Genomic DNA, 20951 nt, shown 5'->3' on the forward strand with positions numbered 1-20951 from the left:
CGGACAGGTCCGATCACCCGGCGTACGGGACCGGGCACAGGCTGTACAACTGTCGGACACTCGCCGGCCGTCGCCGGGAAGCGGCGCACGGCGGCGCAGCGGACATTCCCTCCCGGTGCCCCGGGCGGTCGGCGCGGCCCGGCGTGCGGCACCCCGGAGGGCGCGAGGACCGGCGCGGATGTGCGCGTGGACGGCACACCCCTTCCGGCAGGCGGAAGCGACACGGCCCCGTGGGGGCCGGGGAGAGAGTGATCGATGACCGAGGCACGGGAGTCGGCCGGCCCGCACGCACGGCGCGCGCCCGGCACACCCTGCTGGGTGAGCCTGATGGTGCACGGGCCGGCCGCGACCGAGAGGTTCTACGGCACCCTGTTCGGCTGGGAGTTCCGGCCGGGACCGCAGCAGCTCGGCCCGTACGTGCGGGCGCTCCTGGACGGCCACGACGTGGCGGGCATCGGCCATCTGCCGCCGGACCGCCGGCTGCCGGTCGCCTGGACGCCGTACTTCGCCTCGCGGGACGTGGACGCCACGGCCGACCAGGTGCGCCTGTGCGGCGGCACGTTGGCCGTGGGCCCGCTGGACGCGGCCGAGGCCGGGCGGATGGCCATCGCCGCCGACCCCGCCGGGGCGGTGTTCGGCATCTGGCTGGGCGCGGCCCACCTCGGCACGTCGATCGGCGGCGTCCCCGGCACCCCCGCCTGGCACGAGCTGCTCACCTTCGAGACCACCGCCGTGGCCAAGTTCTACGAGACGGTCTTCGGCTACGAGGAGGAACCGCAGGCCGACACCGGCTCCGACCACGTGACCCTGCGCGCCGGCGGCCGCCCGGTGGCCACCCTGAGCGGCCTGGGCCACGCCCTGCCCGGCGACCGCGGCGCCCACTGGCTGACCTACTTCCAGGTCGCCGACACCGAGGAAACGCTGCTTCAGGTCACCGAACTGGGCGGGCGGGTCCTCGCCGCGGCCCACGACACCCCGCACGGCCGGGTCGCGACGGTGGCGGACCCGGAGGGGGCGGTGTTCTCGGTGATCGGGGACCGGCGCTGACGCCCTGGCCGCCGGGCACCCCTGCTCGCCGCCCAGGGCCGCCTTCGCCTCGTCTCCGTCCCAGCCTGCCGCCGTACGCCGGATGACGTCGACGGCGAACACGTCCCGGACGGCCTGAGCGGACCAGGCCTCCCCCGGCGGCTCGGACAGCACGAGGTAGCGGCGGTCGCCCTTGGCCGACGGGGTGCACTCGATCTCCAGGAGCCGGCCGAGGCCGCCGGTTCCGCACGCGCCGCCCGGGCCAAGGCCCCGCGCGCGTCCGCCGGCGTCACCGCCGCCCGAAGTGCGCGCTCCGTGGGCTCGGCGGGGTCGGTGACGACGCGAGCGCGTACTCCGCCCAGACGGTCTTGCCCGGGCCGTCCGGGCGCGGGTGCCAGTCCCAGCGGGCGGCGAGCTGCGATACGAGGAGCAGCCCCCGGCCGGCTTCCTCCTCGGCGCCGGCCGCGCCCCTCGGAGCGGTGGGGCGGCGAGGAAGGCGTTCGCCGCGGGTGTCGGTGACCTCGACACGCAGGACGTGGTCGTGGAGCGGGGCATGGAGGTGCAGGTGGAAGTCCCGGCCGGGGACGTGTCCGTGCCGCACGGCGTTCGCGGTGAGTTCCGCGACGATCAGTACGACCGCGTCGTGCGCGTCGGTGCCGTACGGGATCCCCCACGCGTCCAGCCGGACGGCCGCCATGCGGCGGGCGAGGCGGGCTCCGCGAGGTGTGGAGGTGAAGCGCATCTCGAAGGTGTTGGGTTTGGCCGTCATGCCGATCACGGTGCCGGTGGTCGCATAGCGTGACCAGCGGTGACGCGGTGACAGAGCGCTGCTGTACGCGCGGTGTCGGCGTGCGTAGGCGCTGTGCGCCGTAACGGCTTTCCCTACGGGGGCGTTGGGTCGAGGAGGCGGTGATGACGGACATGGCTGAGCGCCAGGACGCCGAGGCGGAGACCGGGGCGGTCGTGAGTCTCGGGGACGGCTGGGACAACGACGGCGGGGCCGGGCGGCGTCCGGAGGACGAGACCGGGCGCGGGATCGTGGTCGCGTTCGGGCAGACACTGAAGACGCTGCGGCTGCGGGAGGGCTTGGAACGCGAGGAGTTCGGGCGGCGCCTCGGCTACTCGGCTTCCACGGTCGCGGCGTTCGAGCAGGGGCGGAGGATTCCGTCACCCCGGGCGATCGAGCGCGCGGACGAGGTGCTGGGGGCGGGCGGGTTGCTGTGCCTGTGGAAGGAGCAGGTGGAGCGGGCTCAGTATCCGGTGTTCTTCCAGGGGATGGCGGCGTTGGAGAAGGAGGCCATGGAACTGCTCGCCTACGACACTCTCGTGGTCAACGGCCTCCTCCAGACTGAGGAGTACATGCGGGCGCTGCTCACCATGCGTCGTCCACCGCTGAAGCAGGACACCATCGAGCAACGCGTGACGGCGCGGCTGGCCCGGCAGGACATTCTCGGTAGGGAGCCCGCGCCGTTGCTGAGTTTCGTGATGGACGAATCGGTGTTACGCCGTCGCTACGGAGGAAGGGACGTCCAGCGAGGGCAGTTGGAGCACCTTCTCCTCATCGGGGCAGAGCGCAGCGTGCAGCTTCAAGTCATGCCGCTCAGCAGCGAGGAGAGCGCAGGTGTGGACGGGCCGTTCACCGTCGTCATCCGCCAGGACGGCAAGCAGTTCGTGTACGCCGAAGCACAGGGAACGAGCGCACTCGAGACGGACCCTGCACGCGCTGCTGTCACCGCCGCGCGCTATGGGATTATCCGATCACAAGCTCTCACTCCGAGAGAATCGATGGCGTTCGTCGAAGGGTTGCTGGGATCGCTATGAACAACGCTGAGTCCTCGACCGCCGCTACTGGTCTCCTCTGGTTCAAGAGCAGTTACAGCGGAGCCGAAGGAGGGCAGTGCGTGGAGATCGCCGCCGCTACCGCAGCCGTGCACGTCCGTGACTCCAAGGCCGTCGCCGGAGCCGTCCTCACCGTGTCGCGTGAGGCGTGGGCGGAGTTCGTCGGGCTGGCCTCGTCCGAGCGGTGCGTCTGACGCTCAGTCGGCGAAGTGCTCCATCCGGCGGAGGCCTCTGCGTGTCCCCCGGGTCCCCCACACCCGGGACGCGGGCCGGTGCGCACACCGGGTTGAGGCCGCGTCACCAAAGGGGCGTCGTTGCCTTGTCATCCTCAAACCGGGCGGTTACCTTCGCCAGCAGGGCTGGGCGACACGGGGAAGCCTTGCGCCGACGGGGGAAGGCACGACATTGGGGATTCATCGCGCCACGGAGGAAGTCACCAGTGCGCTGAGGTTCGTCACCGATTCCGGGGGGACAAGCGGCAGGACGGCCGAGTTGGTCCGGGCACCGATGTCCGAGGCCTGCACCCGGCTCGTCGTGGTGGACAGTCACCACCTGTTCCGCAGCGGTCTCGTGTCCCTCCTCGCGTCGGTTCCGACGTTCGTCGTCGAGGCCGAGGGCTCGACCGGCGCCGAGGCGGTCCTCCTGTGCCGGCTGCTGCGGCCGGACGTACTGATCATCGACACGGAGATGCCGGGTCCCGATCCGCACGAACTGCTGATCGACGTCCTCGAGGACAGCCCGAACACCAGGGTGATCATCCTGAGCATGCACGACGACGGCGCGCGGATCCGCGAGCTGACAGCCGTCGGAGTGTCCGGCTTCCTGCACAAGTCGGTCGACTACCGGACCCTCAGGACGGCGATCGACTGCGTGCTGACGGACTCGGACCAGCTCGTCATCCACCTGCCGCAGAGGTCCCTGTTCGCGGACGACTGGACCGGGGCCAAGGTGTCCGGTCCGATGTCGGCCCGCGAGCTCGAAGTGCTCGCCATGCTCGCCGAGGGCATGAGCAACGCCGAGCTCGCCGGACGGCTGTTCATCAGCGTGAGCACGGTCAAGCGCCACCTCACCAACATCTACCGCAAGCTCGGCGCGGTCTCCCGGGTCGACGCACTGCGGCGGGCCGTGGCGGCGGGCATGCTGCCCGAGCGGCACCCGGACGGGCGACCGGCTGCTACGTCAGGCTCGCCGACACTTCCGCGACAAGCTCGCTCACGTCCGCCCGACCGGTTGCGTAGGACGTCATGAGACGGGTCACCCCGTCCGGCGAGAGGTAGCAGGTCCAGCGCTCGCGCAGCGAGTTCGTCGCCGCGGGCGGCAGCTCCACGAAGACCGCGTTGGACTGCACCGGCTGGGTCAACCGCAGTCCGGGCAGTCCTTCCAGGTCCGCCGCGAGACGGGCGGCCATGCCGTTCGCGCTCCGCGCGTTGTCCAGCCAGAGCTCGCCGTCGAGCAGCGCGCTGACCTGTGCCGCGAGAAACCGCATCTTCGACGCCAACTGCGCCTGCTGACGCCGTAGATAAGGCGCCCGCTCGGCGACGCCGGGCGTCATGAGGAGCAGCGCGTCGGCGCCGAGCGCCCCGTTCTTGGTGAACCCGAAGCTGAGGGCGTCGGCGAAGCGGGCGATGTCGTCCACCTTGCAGCCCAGGTGGGCCACGGCGTTGGCCAGCCGTGCCCCGTCCAGGTAGAGGCGGAGCCCCTCGCGGTCGCAGAGGTCGCGCAGCGCCGCGAGCTCCTCCAGTGAGTAGCAGGTGCCCAGTTCGGTGGCCTGGGTGATGGCCACGGTCGAGGGACGGGGCGTCCGTACGTCCGTGCACCGCTTCAGCACGTCCTCTATCGCCGCCGGGGCGAGCTTGCCGTGCGGCGCCGGGGCGAGCAGCAGCTTCCTGCCCAGCATCGCCTCCACCGCCCCGCACTCGTCGACCGCGAAGTGGGCGTTGTCGGCGCAGATGATCGCGTCACCCGGACCGAGCAGGGCGGAAAGGCCGAGGACGTTCGCGGCCGTGCCGTTGAAGAGCAGCAGCGGGACCGCCGCCGGCCCGGCCAGATCGCGCAGGCCCGCCTCGGCCGCCGCCGTCCAGCGGTCGCCTCCGTAGGCCGGCGCCGGCCCGCGGGCGGCCGCGCCGATCGCGGCCAGGACGGCGGGGTGGGCCGACGCGTGGTTGTCGCTCGCGAAGTCCTCGCGTGCGGGACCCGTCGGTCTGTTCATGGCGACAAGTCTTCCGGCCCCGTGAAACCACCGGCAACGTCTTCATGGCTCGGAGCGCTACACCTTCCGGCTCATCCTCGATACGACCAGGTTGTACCACCTGGCCGGGAAGGTGGTATCTCCGCCGCTACCACCTCCTCACCACCGGAGGCCGAACCTAGGCTCGGGACCGGTTATGGCGATCCGCCGGGCGGCAGCCCGGGAGAGGTTGTGAGGAAGATGACCGTTGCGACCATGCTCGTGAACGTACCCGACACGCCGTCCGCGTACCTGTCGGTGTGTTTCTTCGGCCGGTTCGTGACCTCGGTCGGCGGTATGCCGGTCGAGCGCTGGAGGGCCGGCAAGTCCCGCAGCTTCTTTCAGTACCTCATGCTGCACCGGAACCGGGTGATGACCCGTGACCAGCTGCGGGACGCGCTCTGGCCGGAGGCCGAGTGGCGCGCCTCCTCCAGTTCGCTGAAGGTGGCCTGCTGCGGAGCCCGCAGCACGCTCGGCGCCAGCAAGACCCCGGAGGACGCCGGGTCGCCGATCCGGCTGCTTCACCGCGACGGCGGGTACCTGCTCGACGCGGACGACGCCTGGTGCGACATCGAGGAGTTCCGGGACCTGGTCCACGACGGCATGCAGCACCGCTCCCACGGCCGTGCGGAGCAGGCCGAGGAGAGCCTGACGAGGGCGATCGCCCTCTACCACGGCGACTTCCTGGCGGGTCAGGACGAGGACTGGATCGCCGAGGCGCGGGAGTACTACCGGTCGCTGGCGCTGGGCGCCCTCGACGTCCTGCGTTCCGCCGCGGTGGAACGCGGCGACGCGGACGCGGTCTTCGCGCTCGGTCAGCGCACCCTGGAGCTCGACGCCCTGCACGAGCCGACCTACCAGGACCTGATCAGGGTCGCGGGCCTGCGTGGCCAGCCGGAGCAGGCGATGCGCTGGTACCAGCTGTGCGAGCGGCGGCTGCAGCGCCTCATAGGCGTCGAACCGTCCGCCGACACCAGGCAGGCCCTGCACCAGGTCCTGAGCGGACGCGGCCGGCCGGTCGCCCTCTAGGCCGTGTCCGCGAAGTCGCGCCTGCGTCACGGGCGAACGACGCGACTTCGCGGACACGACCTAGGCCCTGTGGTCAAGTTCCCGCCCGCCCCGCGACACCACGCGACCACGCACGCGCTCCCGCCGCGGGACCGCCCTCCGGGCGACGACGGGGATTCGACGACAGGACCTGGTCCGTGCGGTCCCCAACCGGTGAAGGAAGGACTCGGGCATGCCCACGACCTCTTCGACGACCACGCCTCCAGCCGTGATCTCCCGCCTGCTGGCCCATGTGCGCGGCCACGCCGCCGAACGTCCCGACGAGCCCGCGGTCATCACGGCCGACGGTGCTCTCACCTGGGCCGAACTCGCCGTGTCCGTGGACACGGCGAGCCGTACGCTGCACGCCCACGGGATCGGGCACGGCACCGTGGTGGCGCTCGCCACCGGCCGTGACCGGCACGCGCTCACCGCGCTCCTCTCCGTCTGGGCGCTCGGCGCGACCGCGGTGCTCCTGGACGAGCGGCACCCCGCGGCCCACCTCGGCAGTGTCACGGCCAACTCCGACGCCGAGTGGATCATCGCGGCCGAGCTGACGCCGGAGGTGCTCGGCAACGGGCTTCCGGTGCTGACGGCCTCGGACTTGTTCGAGGAGCCCGCCGAAGCCGCCGCCGTCGCGGCGGAGCCCAAGTACTCCCCCGACGACGTGGCCTACGTGATCCACACCTCCGGCAGCAGCGGCCGGCCGAAGGGGGTCGACGTCTCCTTCGGGAACCTGGAGGCGTTCGTCGACGCGATCGAGACCCTCGGGATGCCGCGCGGCGGCAACGGCATCGTCGCCGTGTCGCCCGCGTTCGACGGCTGGCTGTGGTGCACCCTGCTGTACCTGGTGCACGGGAACGCGCTCGGCATCGTGGACCTCGCCCGGTCGGCGGCCGACGGACCCGCGGCCGCGATCGCCGCGCTCACGCCCAGGGTGGTGTGCCTGACGCCGTCGCTGCTGGCCGCCTGCGAGGGAGGCGTGGACAGCGCGGAGGCCATCGTGGTGGCCGGCGAACCGTGCCCGCCGGACCTGGCGAAGCGGCACGCGACCGGTCGCCGGATGCTCAACGTCTACGGGCCGACCGAGGCCACCATCGCGGCCACCTGGGCGGACAGCGCCCGCGGCGACGACCTGACCACGATCGGCACCTCGATACCCGGCTACGCCGTCCACGTGCTCGACCCCGAGGGCCGCCCGGTGCCCGACGGCGAGGAGGGCGAGCTGTACATCGGCGGGCCCGGGGTCGCGCTCGGCTACCGGCACGAACCGGAGCTGACGGCGCGGCACTTCGTGACCGACCCCCTGCTCGGCCGCGTCTACGGCACCGGGGACCTCGTCCGGCGCCGGGCCGACGGCCAGCTGGAGTTCCGCGGCCGGAGCGACACGCAGGTCAAGGTGCGCGGGTTCCGTGTGGAGCTGACCGAGATCGAGCGCCGGGCCGTCGGACCCGGTGTGGCCCAGGCCGTCGCCTACCTGCTGCCGGGAGGCCGGACCATCGGCCTCGCCGTGGTGCCCGCCGAGGGCTATCCCGGGGACGGGGAGCTGCGGGACCTCCTCGCCGCGCGGCTCCCCGCGCACCAGGTGCCGAGCGGCATCCGGCGCCTGGAGACGCTGCCGCTCACCCCGAACGGCAAGACCGACCGGGCCGCGCTCGCCACGGCGCACGCGGCCGCCGACGGCGCCGGCTCCGGGCGGCAACTGCCCGAGCCAGCGGATGCGTTGCTCAGCACCGTCACACGGGTCTGGAACACCGCCCTGGAGCAACCGGTGACCGACGTGGACGCCGACTTCTTCGCCTCGGGCGGGCACTCCCTGCTGGCCGCCGGGATGATCACCGCGCTGCGTCAGGAGACCGGGGTGTCCCTGTCGATGCGCGAACTGCTGAGCAACCCCACCATCCGAGGCTGCGCGGATCTCGTCCGCGCCCGGCTGGCACAGACCACGGCGGCGTCATGACCTACCTCCGCAGCTGGCCGAACGGCGCCTCACCCGCCGCCCCCGTCCTGCTCTGCCTGCCGCAGGCCGGCGCCAGCGCCCTCCAGTTCCAGGACTGGCAGGTCCGGCTCGGCCCGAGCGCCACGGTGTGCGCCGTGCAGCTGCCCGGCCGGGAGGACCGGTGGGGCGAGCCGCCGCCCGCCAGCATCGCCGAGGTGGTCGGCGCCGTGAAGGCCGAACTGGCCGACGCCGGGCTCCTCGACCGGCCGCTGGTCGTCTTCGGGGACAGCCTCGGCGGCCTGATCGCCTACGAGCTGGCCCGGGCGGTCGGCCCGGCCGCACTCGTGGTCTGCGTCTGCCGGGCGCCGGTCCACTGGGCGCGGCAGGGCGGACTCCACGAGGACGACGTCGAACGGCTGGCGTCGGCGAGCGTCGAGGGCTCGGAGCTGCCGCCGGAGCTCGTCGCCGAACTGCGCGACATCGCCGCCGAAGTGCTGCGCCGCGACGCGGAGTTGTCGAAGACCTTCCACGACGTGCCGGGCACGGAGCCGCTGCGCTGCCCGGTGTACGCGTGGGGCGCCGTCGCCGACGAGACCGTCACCCCCGCCCAACTGGACGACTGGCGCGATGTGACCACCGGGCCGCTGCACCGCCACGACTTCGCCGGCGGGCACCGGATCAGCCGCGACGATCCGGGCACGGTGCTCGGACGGCTCTCCCGGGTGCTGGCCGACATCGCCGAGGAGGAACCGTCATGATCCCGCAGGCGCCGCCGGTGATCGACCTGGTCGATCCCGGCCCCTTCGAACGCAACGACTTCTGGGACACCCTGGCCTGGCTGCGCGCCAACGCGCCGGTGTACCGGCACCCGGGCGGCCCTGCGCCGTTCTGGGTGCTCACGAAGCACCGTGACATCGCCGCCGTGTACGCGGACTCCACGCATTTCGGCTCCCGCTTCGGGATGCGGATCGGCAGCGACACGGCCGCCGTGGCGGCGGTCGCCCAGCGGATGCTGATCGTCTCCGATCCGCCGCAGCACACCGCGGTCAAGCGGACGCTGATGGAGTGGTTCGGACCCTCCCGCATGCCCCGGGTCGACAGGCTCGTGCGGCAGGTGGTGGACGAGCTGGTCACCGACGACGTCCTCGACCGGCCGCTGGACTTCATCGAGGTGGCCAAGCGGCTGCCGAACCACGTGGTGTGCGCCCTGATGGATCTCCCCCGGGCGGACTGGGACTGGATCGGCACGGTCACCACCGAGGCGTTCGACGACGCGTCGGGCAAGCACGCCAACGGCGAGATCTTCCTGTACTTCGCCGATCTGCTCGCGGCACGACGGGCGCGGCCGGGTGACGACTTCGTCAGCTGGGTCGCGACCCAGGGCAGGGTGGACGCCGACGGCGACCGCCCGCTGACCGACGAGGAGATCATCTTCAACTGCAACGGGGTGCTCTCCGGCGCCAACGAGACCACCCGCTACGTCGCGACCGGAGGCCTGCTCGCCTTCGCGCAGTTCCCCGAGCAGTGGGACCGGCTGCGCGCCCTCGGCGCCGCCGGAGTGGCCGGGGCGGTCGAGGAGGCGCTGCGCTGGACCTCGCCGGGCGTGCACGCGATGCGCACCGTGCTGCGCCCGACGGAGATCGCCGGGCAGCGGCTGCGGCCGGGCGAGCGGGTCACGCTCTGGAACGCCTCCGCCAACCGGGACGAGGAGGTCTTCGACGAGCCGGACCGGTTCCTCGTCGACCGCAGCCCCAACCGGCACCTGGCGTTCGGCCACGGCAGGCACCTCTGCCTCGGCGCGCGCATGGCGCGCTGCGAACTCGGCGCCCTGTTCGGCCGGCTGGCGGGGCGCGTCGGCGGTGTGGAGCTCACCGGCACCCCTTCGTTCACGCCGTCCAACTTCACCTGGGGAGTCAGCGCGCTCCCGCTGCGGCTGAACGGGCGTGCGTAACCGTCGATTAATCGCCACCGCCGACGATGCGGCGAAGACAACCATCTGATGGAGGTCAGCATGGGGGAGCCCATTCGGAACATCGTCATCATCGGCGGCGGCACCGCCGGTTGGATGGCCGCGTCCTACCTCGGAAAGGCACTGTCCGGCCAGGCCGCCATCACCGTCGTCGAGGCGCCGGCGATCGGGCGGATCGGCGTCGGCGAAGCGACCGTGCCCAACCTCCAGCGGGTCTTCTTCGACTACCTCGGCCTGCCGGAAGAGGAGTGGATGGCCAAGTGCAACGCCAGTTTCAAGATGGCTGTCAAGTTCATCAACTGGCGCACCGCCGGGCCGGGTGAGCCGGCCAGCCGGCACGACGGCACCCGGTCGGACCACTTCTACCATCCGTTCGGCCTGCTGCCCTCCCCCGACGGCGTGCCGCTGTCGCACTACTGGACTCGCAAGCACCTGTCCGGCACGACCGACGAGGCGTTCGACTACGCGAGCTTCGTGGAACCGCCGCTGATGGACGCGAAGCGGTCGCCGCGGTTCCTGGACGGCACCCGCTGCACGAACTACGCCTGGCACTTCGACGCCGCCCTCGTGGCGGCGTTCCTCCGCGACTTCGCCACCGCCAAGCAGGGCGTACGGCACATCGAGGGCACCGTCTCCGACGTCCGGGTCGACCCGCACGGCTCCATCGAGTCGGTCACGCTGGAGTCGGGCCAGGTCGTCGCGGGCGACCTCTTCGTCGACTGCAGCGGCCTGCGCGGTCTGCTGATCAACAAGGCGCTCGGCGAGCCCTTCATCGACATGAACGACCACCTGCTGAACAACAGCGCGGTCGCCACCCAGGTCCCCCACGACGACGAGGCGGACGGGATCGAGCCCTTCACCTCGTCGATCGCGATGCCCGCCGGGTGGACGTGGAAGATCCCGATGCTCGGCCGGTTCGGCACGGGCTACGTGTACTGCGACACGTTCGCCGACAAGGACGAGGCGACCCGCGACTTCTGCCGGCTGTGGGGGCTGGACCCGGAGAAGGTCCCGCTCAACCACATCAAGTTCCGGGTCGGCCGCAACCGCCGGGCGTGGGTGGGCAACTGCGTCAGCATCGGACTGTCCTCGTGCTTCGTCGAACCGCTGGAGTCGACCGGCATCTACTTCATCACCGCCTCGCTGTACCAGCTCGTCAAGCACTTCCCGGAACGCGACGTCGACCCGGTGCTGCGGGACCGCTTCAACCGCGAGATCGTCGACATGTTCGACGACACCCGGGACTTCCTGCAGGCGCACTACTCGCTGTCCCCGCGCACGGACACGCCGTTCTGGCAGGCCACCAAGGAGCTCACGCTGGCCGACCAGATCAAGGAGAAGATCGAGATGTTCCGCTCCGGCGTCCCGATCAACCCGCCGGCGACCGACGAACGCACCTACTACGGCAACTTCGAGGCGGAGTTCCGCAACTTCTGGACCAACGGGAGCTACTACTCGGTCTTCGCGGGTCTCGGCGTCCGGCCGCGGAACGCGCTGCCGATCCTCTCCTACCGGCCCGACTCCGTCACCTCGGCAGAACGGACCTTCGCCGACGTCAAGGCCCGCCAGCGCCGGCTGGTCTCCGAACTGCCCTCCGCGCACGAGTACCTGCGGCAGCTGCACCGGGACGACTCGCCGCAGGACACCGCCGCATGGGCCCCGCGGCGGACAGTGTGACCAACACGTCGGCAACGTACGTCACGGCGGAGGAGGCGTTCCGCCGGGTGATGGGGTCCCTCCCGACCGGTGTCACCGTGGTCACCGCGCCGGCGGCCGGCGGCCCCCGCGGGATGACCTGCTCCTCGCTGACCAGCGTGTGTCTGGAACCGGCGACGCTGGCGGTGTGCCTGCGCACCGCCAGTTCGACGCGGACCGCCGCCCTCCGGCACGGGAGGTTCGCGGTGAACCTGCTGCACGGCGGGGCCGCACGCACGGCCCAGGTGTTCGCGACCGCCGTCCCCGACCGGTTCGCACTGGTCGACTGGCGGATGTCCGAGACGGGGCTGCCGCTGCTCACCGCGGACGCCTGCGCCTACGCGGAGTGCGACGTCGTCCACACCGTCGAGATCGGCGACCACACGATGATCTTCGGCACGGTCGCCGACTCCTGCCTGCTGCCCGGGACTCCGCTCGTCTACGCGCGCCGGTCGTACCGCTCCTGGGACGCCCTCCCCTCCACCCAAGACCGCCCGGAAGGCGACCGATGATGCCCACCCCTGCCGTAGAACCGCCCCCGGCGCTGCTCGCGGACCGGCCGGCCTCCTCCCACGTCCGCCCCGAGCAGCGGGGCCCCTGGCACGTCGCGCCGGCGGGCGGCGACCTCGGCCGGGACCACCGGTGGTGGTCCGGGGTGTGGGTCGCCCTCCTCGCCCGCCACGGCGGACACGACCGGGTGTGGCTGGCCGGTGCGAGCGGCTGGTACGAGGTGGCGGTGGACCAGGAGGCGCCGGTCGGAGAACTGATCTCGGCCGCGGTGGAGGCGCTCGACGGGCCGGCGTTCCAGCCGTCCCGCCCGCCGGCCGCCCCGGTGGCGGTCGTGGCGGGCGGCCCCGAGGAGCATCGCGGCGCCGGTGACATCGCCGTCGAGGTGGCGGACGGCGTCGTCGGCGTGGCCGGGGACGCGCGGCTGTGGGAGCCGGCGACGCTGGGACGGCTGGCCGGGCAGCTGCGGCTGCTCGGCGAACAGGCCGCGACCGACCCGGGCGCGCCGCTGGCGACGGTCGGCCTGCTGACCGCCGCGGACCGGCGGCTCGTCACCGAGGACTGGAACCGCACCGCCGCCGACTGGCCGCCGACCGGATACCTCGACCTGATCGCGGCTCAGGTGCGCGCCCGCCCGGACGCTCCGGCGGTGGAGCACGGCGACGTCGTCGTCTCGTTCGCCGAGCTGGACCGGCGCGGTGACCAGATCGCCGGCGAACTGCGGCGGGCCGGGGTCGCGGCCGGGGACCGCGTGGGGTTGTTCTGCCCGCGCGGCGCCGACTACGTGCTCGCCGTTCTCGGCATCCTGAAGGCCGGCGCGGCGATCGTCCCGCTCGACCCGGTCAACCCCGACGCACGGATCGCGTACATGCTCCGGGACAGCGCGGCCACCGCGGTCCTGACCGGTGACGGTCTGGCCGGCCGGCTCCCGGACGGCCCGCCGGTCCTCGACATCGCGGCCACCGCGGCCGCCCCCGCCGAACCCCCGGCGCCCACCGGGGACCCCGACCCCGTCAGCCACCTCATCTACACCTCGGGGTCGACCGGGGAGCCGAAGGCGGTCCTCGAACGCCTGCACGCGATCGAGAACCTGGTGCACTGGACCGGCCGCGCCTACGGCGTACGGCCCGGCGACCGGGCCTCCTGGCTGTCCGCGCCCGGGTTCGGCGTCCAGATCATGGAGTGGATGCCCTACCTCGCGCTCGGCGCCACGGTGTGCGTGCCCGCGGCGCGGCACGCGCTGTCCCCGGCGCAGCTGCGGGACTGGCTGGTCGCGCGGAGGGTCACCCACACCATGCTGGTGGCCGCCCTCGCGGAACCGGCCTGGGCGCTCGACTGGCCCGCCGACGCCGGCTTGCGCATCATGGTCACCACCGCGGAGCGGGTGCACAGCTGGCCGCCCGTGGACACCCCGTTCCGCGTCGTCATGACGTACGGCACCACCGAGAGCACCAACGCGCTGACCTGCCTCGACCTGGGCGCGGGCATCGACCTGACCAGTCAGGCGACCCCCTCGCACGTCAAGGCGGCGCATCCGGTGCCCGCGGGACGGCCGATCGCCAACGTCCGCGCCTACGTGCTCGACGAGCTCGACCGCCCGGTGCCGCCGGGGCTGACCGGGCGGCTGCTGATCGGCGGGGCCGGGCTGTCGGCCGGGTACCACAACCGGCCCGAGCTGACCGCGAAACTGTTCCGCCAGGACCCGGTGACCGGGTCCGGGCTCGTCTACGAGACCGGCGATCTCGCCCGGTACCGGACGGACGGCGCCATCGAGATCCTCGGCAGGGGCGACGCCCAGGTGAAGATCCGGGGCTTCCGGGTCGAGCTCGGCGAAGTGGAGTCCGCGCTGATCGGCTGTCCCGAGGTGGCCGAGGCGGTGGTCACCGCCGTCGACACGGGCGCGGGCGGCCGCCAGTTGGCCGCCTACGTCACCGCGGTCGACGGCGCCGGCCTGGAGGGCGCCGCGCTCAAGGCCCGGCTCAGTGAACGGCTGCCGTACTACATGGTGCCGTCGACGGTGACGGCGCTGCCGGAGATCCCCCGGTTGCCGAACGGCAAGACGGACCTGCGTGCGCTGCCCGCACCGGACCCGGCGGGGCGCGGTGACGACGACTTCGTCGCCGCCCGGACCGAGACCGAGGCCGCCATGGCCCGGCTCTGGGCCGAGATCTTCGACGGCCGGACGATCTCGATGACCGACAACTTCTTCCATCTCGGCGGCCATTCGCTGCTGGCCTTCCGGCTCATCGACGAGCTGCGCGGCCGGTTCGACGTCGAGCTGTCGATGACGGAGCTGTACGCGAACCCGACCGCGGCCGAGCTGTCGGCGGCCGTCGACGCGGGCCGGGCGGGCGCGGCCGCCTTCGCCGATCTGCCGCCCGTCGAGCCGGACCCGGCCGCGCGCTTCGATCCGTTCCCGCTGAACGCCGGCCAGCAGGCGATGTGGATAGGCCGCGGCAGCATGGTCGATCTCGGGAACGTCGGCTGTCACGGGTACTTCGAGTGGGAGTCGGACGACCTCGACCTCGACGCGTTCGAGCGGGCCTGGCAGGCGCTGGTCGAGCGCCACGACGCGCTGCGCACCGTCGTGCTGGCCGACGGCACCCAGCGGGTGCTCGCGGAGGTTCCCGACTTCGCCGTCGGGCGCCACGACCTGCGGGACGCGGCGGACCCCGAGCGGGAACTGCTAAACCTGCGCGAGCAGTTGTCGCACACGATCCTCGACGCGGCCAAGTGGCCGCTGTTCGACCTGCGGCTCACCCTGCTCCCCGGCGGCAGGACCCGGATCCACCTGGTGCTCGACTTCCTGGTCGCCGACGCCTGGAGCTACTTCCAGGTCATCGTTCCCGAGCTGAGCGAGCTGTACGCGGGCCGGGGCTCCTCGCTCGCGCCGCTGCGGCTGACGTTCCGCGACTACGTGCTCGGCCTCGCGGCGAACCTCGAGAAGAGCGACGTCTACCAGCGCTCCCAGTGGTACTGGCAGGACCGGCTGGCGTCGCTGCCCGGCGCGCCGCGGCTGCCCGAACGACCGGAGAGTCAGCCGGTACTGCCGGCCAGGATCGAACGGCACAGCGGCGTCCTCGGCCCCGAGGACTGGGCGGCGATCGGCGCCCTGGCCGGCGAGCACGGTGTGACCGGCTCCGGGGTGCTCGCCGCCGTCTACGCCGAGGTGCTGCGGTCCTGGTCCGCCGAACCGTCGTTCTGCCTGAACTTCCCGCTGTTCAGCCGGCTCCCCCTGCACCCCCAGATCACCGACGTGATCGGGCACACGACGACGACGCTGCTCCTGGAGGCCTCCGGGTCCGGGCAGACGTTCGCGGACCGTGCGCAGAACCTGCAGCAGCGTCTCTGGTCCGATCTGGAGCACCGCCACTTCACCGGCATCCAGGTCCTGCGTGCCCTGACCCGCTTGCGCGGAACGCTGGTGCCCGCGATGCCGGTGGTGATGACCAGCCTGGTCGGCTACCCGCCGGACCAGCGGGAGACCTCGTTCGGCTCGGCGGTGTACGGGATCTCCCAGACGCCCCAGGTGAGCCTGGACTTCCAGGTCTTCGAGACCGACGACGGAGGCCTGCGGTTCAACTGGGACTACATCCAGGCCGTCTACCCCGACGGTCTGGTCGGCGAGATGTTCACCGCCTTCCTCGACCTGCTGGGCCGGCTCACCACACGCGACGCCTGGCGGACCGGCGACTTCGGCTACGGCGTCGCCCGGCACACGGCCGTCGTCGCCGAGGCGCAGACCGAGGCGGAGGCGGGCCCGAAGCGCACCGGGACGGCCTGGGAGCAGTACTGGGCCTCGGTGAACACGACCGGCCGCGGCGGAGACGTGCTGTGGGACGCCGACGACGCCGAGGAGATGCGCCGGCTCCTCGACACCACGGCACAGCACCTCGATCCGGCGCTGCCGGTCATCGACCTGGGCTGCGGCAACGGCCGGTACGCCAGGGCGCTCGCGACCCGGTTCCGCACCGTCGTCGGGGTCGACGTGTCGCCCACGGCGATCGCCCGGGCCCGTGAGGAGAACGCCGGGCTCGACAACCCGTCGTTCGACGTCCTCGATCCCGGGGACACGGACGCCGTCAAGGCGCTGGCGACGCGGATCGGCCCGGCCAACGTCTTCGTCCGCGCGGTGCTGCACGTCCTCGGCGACGAGGAACGTGCCGCGATGGCGTCGGCCATGACACTGCTCACCGGTGGCCGGGGAAGCGTGGTCCTGATCGAACCCGACTACGCGGCGAGTTCGTTCGGCTATCTCGGCCATGTGGGCGGCGCCCGCGGCCGGGCCGCCGACCTCGTCCGGCCGCTCGAGGCCGCGGGAGTGCGGCACTCGACCCGCTTCGGCCCGACGGACCTGGACCGCCACTTCCCCAGCGACCACTGGCGGCGGCTGTCCACCGGACCCGCGCAGATGCACGCCGTCGACCCCGAGTCCGACCGGACCACGATCCGCGTCCCCGGCTACTTCGCCGCCGTACGGCCCGTCGCCCCCGATCGCTGACCGGAGGCGATCCGCGCCAGGCCCGTGCCGGCCCGCCCTCGTGAGGGCGGGCCGGCACCGGCCGTGGAGCGGTTCCGGCCCGGTCGGCCGAGTGTGTGGACACGAGCGACCCGGGACGGATTGGATTGGCGGGCAACAGCCCCTCGACTCCGAGGAGTTGTTCGACGAGACCGACGACGGCGCGAACCCCTCCGCTCGGTCACGAAACTAGGATGAATGCATGGTCTTCACCGGAATTCCGGACGAGGCGTTCGACTTCTACCGAGAGCTCGCCCTGGACAACTCGAAATCGTTCTGGCAGCGGCACCGCGACCGTTACGAGCGGGCGGTCCGCGAGCCCATGGCGGACCTGGTCGCCGAGCTCTCCCCGGAGTTCGGCGAGCTCCGGATGCTGCGGCCCCAGCGGGACACCCGCGCGTCCAACGACAAGTCGCCGTACAAGACCTACCAGGGGGCGCTGGTGGACCTGGAGCCCGGCCTCGGCTTCTGGCTCCACCTCGACGCCTCGGGGCTGCACGCCACCGGGCGGTTCTACTCACGCGCTCCACAAGCGACGACCGCGTACCGCTCGGTGGTGACCGAGGACCGCGGCGAGGAACTGCAGACGCTCGTGGACGGCCTGGAGAAACTCGGATTCACCCTGGGCGGGGTCACGCTGCAGACCAGGCCGCGCGGGGTTCCGGCCGACCATCCCCGCGTGGGGCTCCTGCGGCACCGGACGCTGGACATCGGCCGCGACTGCGACCGGGCCGCCGCCGGCCGTCCGGCGGCCGCCGAGTGGGTGGCCCGGACCTGGCGCGAACTCCGCCCGACGCTGGACTGGTTCTCGGCCAACGTCTGCCCGCGCCTGCGCGAGTTGTCCACCCGGTGAAGCACACCGTGCGATCGGTTCGGGGAACGGCGCTCACGCGGACGGCGGGCGCCGTCCGAAGTCGCCGCTGAGCCCCGTCCGCATCGCGTGGCGCACGGCGTCGAGGCGCGAGGTCGCGCCGAGTTTGGCGTAGATGTTCGACAGGTGCCGCTTGACCGTGCTCTCGGTGATGAACAGCTCACAGGCGATCTCGGCGTTGCTGTACGCCTGTGCGACGAGGTCGAGCACCTCGGCCTCACGCGCGGAGAGGGACTCGGGCCCGGCGGCCTGCGGGGCGAGCAGGGCGCGGCGCGGGAGGGAGACCGTCACGGAGTCGCTCTCGTCCGCCGCGGTCGCGCAGACGGCCGCCACCAGTTCGCGTCGCACGACGGACTTCGTCAGGTACGCCGCGGCGCCGGCGTCCAGAAGCCGCTGCACCAGCGTGTAGCCCTCGTGCATGGACAGGATGACGACCTTGCTCTCCGGGACCTGCCGGCGCAGCTGTTCCAGAGTGGTCCAGGCGTCCTGCCCCGGCATCTCGACGTCGAGCAGGATGACGTCGGGGCGGTGCCGCAGCGCGAGTTCGACGCATTCGGCGCCGTTTCCGCCCATGGCGACGACCTCGATCTGCCCGTCGGCCACCAGCAGTTCGCGCAGGCCGTCCCGGAACAGGGCGTGGTCGTCGACCAGCAGGGCCCGGACGGGCCGTGAGGTCGTCATGACGCCGCGGCCATGCGCAGGGGGACGCTGACGGCGAGGTGCACGCCCTGCCCGGGTGCGGTGCTGACGCGGACGGATCCGCCGAGTTCCCGCGTCCGCTCGCGGATCGAGGACAGTCCGCCGGAATCGGCCCCCAAGGCCTGGGCGTCGGGCAGACCGGGCCCGTCGTCGATGACGCAGGCCCGCAGTTCGCCCTCGGTGACGGTGACGGTGACCAGCAGCGAGGTGGCTCCCTCGGCGTGCAGCAGCACATTGCGTGCCGCCTCCCGCAGCACGAGGTGGACCTCCTCGGCCACGTGCCGCGGAACCGTCGCGAGATCACCGTGCGCCACGACCCGGAAGCGGATGCCCGGCGGCGCGACCGAGGACAGATAGTGGTCCAGGGCGTCGACGAGCGAACGGCCGTCCAGCGACTCCCTGAGGGTGCTCGCGAGTTCCCGCACCATGTCCAGCACCTCGGTCAGGCTGGTGGCGGCCCGGGCGAGGCCGTCCGTGACGGAGCCGGTCCCGCGGGCAAGGCGGAGTTCGGCCAGTTCTATGCCCTGGATGCCCACGCCGATGCCATGGGCTATGCGGTCGTGCAGGTCGTGGGCCAGTCGGCGCCGGCTCGCCACCGCCATGCTCTCGGTCTTCTCCAGCAGCGCTTCGAGGCAGGCCGCGGAGGCGTTCTCGAAGCGCCCCAGGACAGCGCGGTGCAGAGCACTGGCCACTTCGGCGCCGCGGCAGTCGCCGTATCCGTCCAGCAGGATCGGCAGCGCGACGTCGAAAACGTCCCCCGCGACGGCCGACGCCTCCGCCAGGAACGCCCGTTCACGCGTCGCGAGGCGGGAGACCGAAATCGCCTCGTCCGAGGGAATGGCTGATTCTGGAATGTCGGGACGCAGTGCCCGTACGGTATTTTCTAAGATTTGCCATACCTGGGCTTTCACCCATTCCAGGGCCGGTTCGTCGTCCGCGAGCGGCGAGTTCCGGACTTTCAGGCATTGCCGAAGTCCCGCCATGACCTGCTCGCCCGTCAGCGACAAGGAGAGTCGGCGTCCACACGGCCGATCGGGCTCGGAATATCCGGACATTTCCGCCGTGCAGTGACACGTCAAACGACAGGCCATGGGCCTTCCCCCGGTATCACGTCGCTGTTCGGTCGCGCCAGAACCTCTTCAGTCTCCCCGCGTCCGACCGATCCTCCGGCATGCAATCACAAAATGTTGGCCGTGAGGTTCAAAAGAGGCAACCGGATTTTCCGCCTTCGACCATTTCCCAGGTCGTAAGGCGGACGGCGACTGGCAACGACTCCGGGACGGAAATCAGGTCTCGCTGCGGCCGGCGGACGGGACCGCTTCGCCCTGGGTGGAGGCCGGGCGGCGGGGCGGGGCGAGGAGAGTCAGCAGCGGGCTGGTCGTGGCGGTCGTGATCAGGGCCATCAGGACCAGCACGGCGAAGAGCCGCTCATGGATGATCCCGGCGCTCAAACCGACGTTGAGCGCGATGAGTTCGGTGAGCCCGCGGGTGTCGAGCAGCGCCGCGACGGTGGCCGACTCGCGCTTGTCCAGGCCGTTCAGCCGGCTCGTCAGATAGCCGGGCACCAGCTTGCCCGCCATCGAGATCAGCAGCACCAGGCAGAGCAGGAGCATGCCGGACCGGTCGATCGAGCCGATGTTCAGGGACAGGCCGGTCACCACGAAGAACAGCGGCAGCAGCAGTCCCGCGGCGCCCTCCATGGCCCGCAGGACGTCGGCGTCGGGCACGTCGTCGCGGCGCGGCATGAGCAGCCCGGCCAGGAATCCGCCGAAGACCGCGTGCAGGCCCAGTTCGGAGGTGGCCCAGGCGCAGCCCGTCGCCAGGATGATCGCCACGGGCAGCTGGTGGGTGAACATGGCGCCGGGCCGGTGGATCCACCAGCGCAGCAGCGGACGGACGAGGAAGCCGCCGCCGAGCACGAGACAGGCGATCAGGACGACGGTCAGCCAGGCCGGCCGGCCGTGCGACTCGCCCGGCATCGCGGTGGCGAGCGCGGTCCAGGCGGCCACGTCCATGACGCCGGCGGCGGACAGCGCGATCAGGCTCGCGCGGGTGCCGGCGATCCCGGACTCCCGCACGATGGCCGCCAGCACGGGCAGTGCCGTGATCGACACCGCGACGGCCATGAACAGCACGAAGGAGCGCGAGCCGACGTCGTGTTCGCCCACCGAGGTGAAGGCGGACGGCATGAGGAGGACCGTGCCCGCTCCCAGGGCCATCGGGACGAGCAGGGCCGCGGTCGCCACCGACAGCGTCGTCCTGCTGCTCGTGCGCAGCGACCGGAGGTTGAGCTCGTAGCCGACCACGAACATGAAGGTGACGATGGCGACCTGGGCGAGCACGCTCAGATACGGCAGGACCTCCGGCGGGAACAGCCTGCCGGCCGGATCCCCCGGGAGCCGGCCCAGCAGGGACGGCCCGAGCACCACCCCGGTCAGGATCTGCCCGACGACCGCCGGCTGGCCGTACCGTGAGGCCACCCCGCCGAGCAGCGAGGAGACGAGCAGGATGACGGCGATGTCGCCCATCACGTAGGTGGTGACGGTCCCGACGCTCACGAGCGGCCTCCCGAAGCGCTTCCACGGCAACCGGGTTGCCGGGTCCTGTGCGGCC

At 72.1% G+C, this 20951-nt stretch carries 17 protein-coding genes; 12 read left to right on the forward strand and 5 right to left on the reverse strand.

Features of this window, described 5'->3' with window-relative positions; genetic code table 11:
* Positions 1-255 precede the first annotated feature (255 nt).
* Positions 256-1047 carry a VOC family protein gene (locus ACFYU0_RS32155; RefSeq protein ID WP_389305762.1) on the forward strand — a complete coding sequence of 264 codons (792 nt, stop codon included), beginning with the start codon at positions 256-258 and terminating at the stop codon, positions 1045-1047.
* Positions 1048-1315: 268 nt separating this feature from the next.
* Here ACFYU0_RS32155 and ACFYU0_RS32160 read toward each other — a convergent pair whose 3' ends face one another.
* The gene (locus ACFYU0_RS32160; protein ID WP_351672948.1) at positions 1316-1795 is read right to left on the reverse strand and encodes an ATP-binding protein; all 480 of its coding nucleotides are present in this window, start codon (positions 1793-1795) and stop codon (positions 1316-1318) included.
* A gap of 152 nt (positions 1796-1947) precedes the next feature.
* On the opposite strand from ACFYU0_RS32160, the gene ACFYU0_RS32165 reads away from it, so the two are divergent.
* The 3 genes from ACFYU0_RS32165 to ACFYU0_RS32175 all read left to right on the forward strand — a co-directional run bounded on the left by ACFYU0_RS32165 (position 1948) and on the right by ACFYU0_RS32175 (position 4113).
* On the forward strand, positions 1948-2847 hold the full coding sequence (locus tag ACFYU0_RS32165) for a helix-turn-helix domain-containing protein (protein ID WP_389305877.1): 900 nt from the start codon (positions 1948-1950) through the stop codon (positions 2845-2847).
* The gene (locus ACFYU0_RS32170; protein ID WP_389305764.1) at positions 2844-3059 is read left to right on the forward strand and encodes a DUF397 domain-containing protein; all 216 of its coding nucleotides are present in this window, start codon (positions 2844-2846) and stop codon (positions 3057-3059) included. Before ACFYU0_RS32165 ends, ACFYU0_RS32170 begins: the two co-directional genes overlap by 4 nt.
* Positions 3060-3357: 298 nt before the next feature.
* Complete coding sequence (locus tag ACFYU0_RS32175) at positions 3358-4113, forward strand: LuxR C-terminal-related transcriptional regulator (protein WP_389305766.1); 756 nt, start codon at positions 3358-3360, stop codon at positions 4111-4113.
* Here ACFYU0_RS32175 and ACFYU0_RS32180 read toward each other — a convergent pair.
* A complete protein-coding gene (locus ACFYU0_RS32180; protein WP_389305768.1) occupies positions 4040-5074 on the reverse strand; it encodes a threonine aldolase family protein in 1035 nt (344 codons plus the stop codon). The genes ACFYU0_RS32175 and ACFYU0_RS32180 overlap by 74 nt on opposite strands.
* Before the next feature lie 219 nt (positions 5075-5293).
* Here ACFYU0_RS32180 and ACFYU0_RS32185 point away from each other — a divergent pair, with 219 nt between their 5' ends.
* The 8 genes from ACFYU0_RS32185 to ACFYU0_RS32220 all read left to right on the forward strand — a co-directional run bounded on the left by ACFYU0_RS32185 (position 5294) and on the right by ACFYU0_RS32220 (position 17621).
* Positions 5294-6121 (forward strand): BTAD domain-containing putative transcriptional regulator, encoded by an 828-nt coding sequence (locus ACFYU0_RS32185; protein WP_351672938.1) that lies wholly within the window; start codon positions 5294-5296, stop codon positions 6119-6121.
* 211 nt (positions 6122-6332) lie between these two features.
* Positions 6333-8099 (forward strand): AMP-binding protein, encoded by a 1767-nt coding sequence (locus ACFYU0_RS32190; RefSeq protein ID WP_389305770.1) that lies wholly within the window; start codon positions 6333-6335, stop codon positions 8097-8099.
* Positions 8096-8836, forward strand: a complete 741-nt coding sequence (locus ACFYU0_RS32195; protein WP_389305772.1) for a thioesterase II family protein — start codon at positions 8096-8098, stop codon at positions 8834-8836. Before ACFYU0_RS32190 ends, ACFYU0_RS32195 begins: the two co-directional genes overlap by 4 nt.
* Positions 8833-10029: a cytochrome P450 gene (locus ACFYU0_RS32200; RefSeq protein WP_389305774.1), complete on the forward strand. Its 1197-nt coding sequence runs from the start codon at positions 8833-8835 to the stop codon at positions 10027-10029. Before ACFYU0_RS32195 ends, ACFYU0_RS32200 begins: the two co-directional genes overlap by 4 nt.
* 60 nt (positions 10030-10089) lie before the next feature.
* Positions 10090-11724: a tryptophan halogenase family protein gene (locus ACFYU0_RS32205; protein WP_389305776.1), complete on the forward strand. Its 1635-nt coding sequence runs from the start codon at positions 10090-10092 to the stop codon at positions 11722-11724.
* Positions 11721-12254, forward strand: coding sequence for a flavin reductase family protein (locus tag ACFYU0_RS32210; RefSeq protein ID WP_351672928.1), 534 nt, complete (start codon positions 11721-11723; stop codon positions 12252-12254). Before ACFYU0_RS32205 ends, ACFYU0_RS32210 begins: the two co-directional genes overlap by 4 nt.
* Entirely contained in the window at positions 12251-16750 is a 4500-nt protein-coding gene (locus ACFYU0_RS32215; protein ID WP_389305778.1) for an amino acid adenylation domain-containing protein, read from the forward strand. The genes ACFYU0_RS32210 and ACFYU0_RS32215 overlap by 4 nt, the downstream gene beginning before the upstream one ends.
* Before the next feature lie 220 nt (positions 16751-16970).
* Entirely contained in the window at positions 16971-17621 is a 651-nt protein-coding gene (locus ACFYU0_RS32220) for a DUF2461 domain-containing protein (protein ID WP_389305780.1), read from the forward strand.
* Positions 17622-17654: 33 nt separating this feature from the next.
* Here ACFYU0_RS32220 and ACFYU0_RS32225 read toward each other — a convergent pair whose 3' ends face one another.
* From ACFYU0_RS32225 to ACFYU0_RS32235, 3 genes are all read right to left on the reverse strand, one after another.
* Entirely contained in the window at positions 17655-18320 is a 666-nt protein-coding gene (locus tag ACFYU0_RS32225) for a response regulator (protein WP_389305782.1), read from the reverse strand.
* Positions 18317-19249, reverse strand: a complete 933-nt coding sequence (locus tag ACFYU0_RS32230) for a sensor histidine kinase (protein WP_389305784.1) — start codon at positions 19247-19249, stop codon at positions 18317-18319. Before ACFYU0_RS32230 ends, ACFYU0_RS32225 begins: the two co-directional genes overlap by 4 nt.
* 375 nt (positions 19250-19624) lie before the next feature.
* Positions 19625-20896, reverse strand: a complete 1272-nt coding sequence (locus tag ACFYU0_RS32235) for a cation:proton antiporter (protein ID WP_389305786.1) — start codon at positions 20894-20896, stop codon at positions 19625-19627.
* Between the last annotated feature and the right edge of the window lie 55 nt (positions 20897-20951).

Origin of the sequence: Streptomyces sp. NPDC003720 (assembly GCF_042875075.1) — a bacterium.
GTDB lineage: Bacteria > Actinomycetota > Actinomycetes > Streptomycetales > Streptomycetaceae > Streptomyces.

Coding starts and splice junctions, on each gene's coding strand:
- ACFYU0_RS32155 (WP_389305762.1), top strand. CDS start 256: ATGACCGAGGCACGGGAGTCGGCCGGCCCGCACGCACGGCGCGCGCCC.
- ACFYU0_RS32160 (WP_351672948.1), bottom strand. CDS start 1,795: ATGACGGCCAAACCCAACACCTTCGAGATGCGCTTCACCTCCACACCT.
- ACFYU0_RS32165 (WP_389305877.1), top strand. CDS start 1,948: ATGGCTGAGCGCCAGGACGCCGAGGCGGAGACCGGGGCGGTCGTGAGT.
- ACFYU0_RS32170 (WP_389305764.1), top strand. CDS start 2,844: ATGAACAACGCTGAGTCCTCGACCGCCGCTACTGGTCTCCTCTGGTTC.
- ACFYU0_RS32180 (WP_389305768.1), bottom strand. CDS start 5,074: ATGAACAGACCGACGGGTCCCGCACGCGAGGACTTCGCGAGCGACAAC.
- ACFYU0_RS32185 (WP_351672938.1), top strand. CDS start 5,294: ATGACCGTTGCGACCATGCTCGTGAACGTACCCGACACGCCGTCCGCG.
- ACFYU0_RS32190 (WP_389305770.1), top strand. CDS start 6,333: ATGCCCACGACCTCTTCGACGACCACGCCTCCAGCCGTGATCTCCCGC.
- ACFYU0_RS32195 (WP_389305772.1), top strand. CDS start 8,096: ATGACCTACCTCCGCAGCTGGCCGAACGGCGCCTCACCCGCCGCCCCC.
- ACFYU0_RS32200 (WP_389305774.1), top strand. CDS start 8,833: ATGATCCCGCAGGCGCCGCCGGTGATCGACCTGGTCGATCCCGGCCCC.
- ACFYU0_RS32205 (WP_389305776.1), top strand. CDS start 10,090: ATGGGGGAGCCCATTCGGAACATCGTCATCATCGGCGGCGGCACCGCC.
- ACFYU0_RS32215 (WP_389305778.1), top strand. CDS start 12,251: ATGATGCCCACCCCTGCCGTAGAACCGCCCCCGGCGCTGCTCGCGGAC.
- ACFYU0_RS32220 (WP_389305780.1), top strand. CDS start 16,971: ATGGTCTTCACCGGAATTCCGGACGAGGCGTTCGACTTCTACCGAGAG.
- ACFYU0_RS32225 (WP_389305782.1), bottom strand. CDS start 18,320: ATGACGACCTCACGGCCCGTCCGGGCCCTGCTGGTCGACGACCACGCC.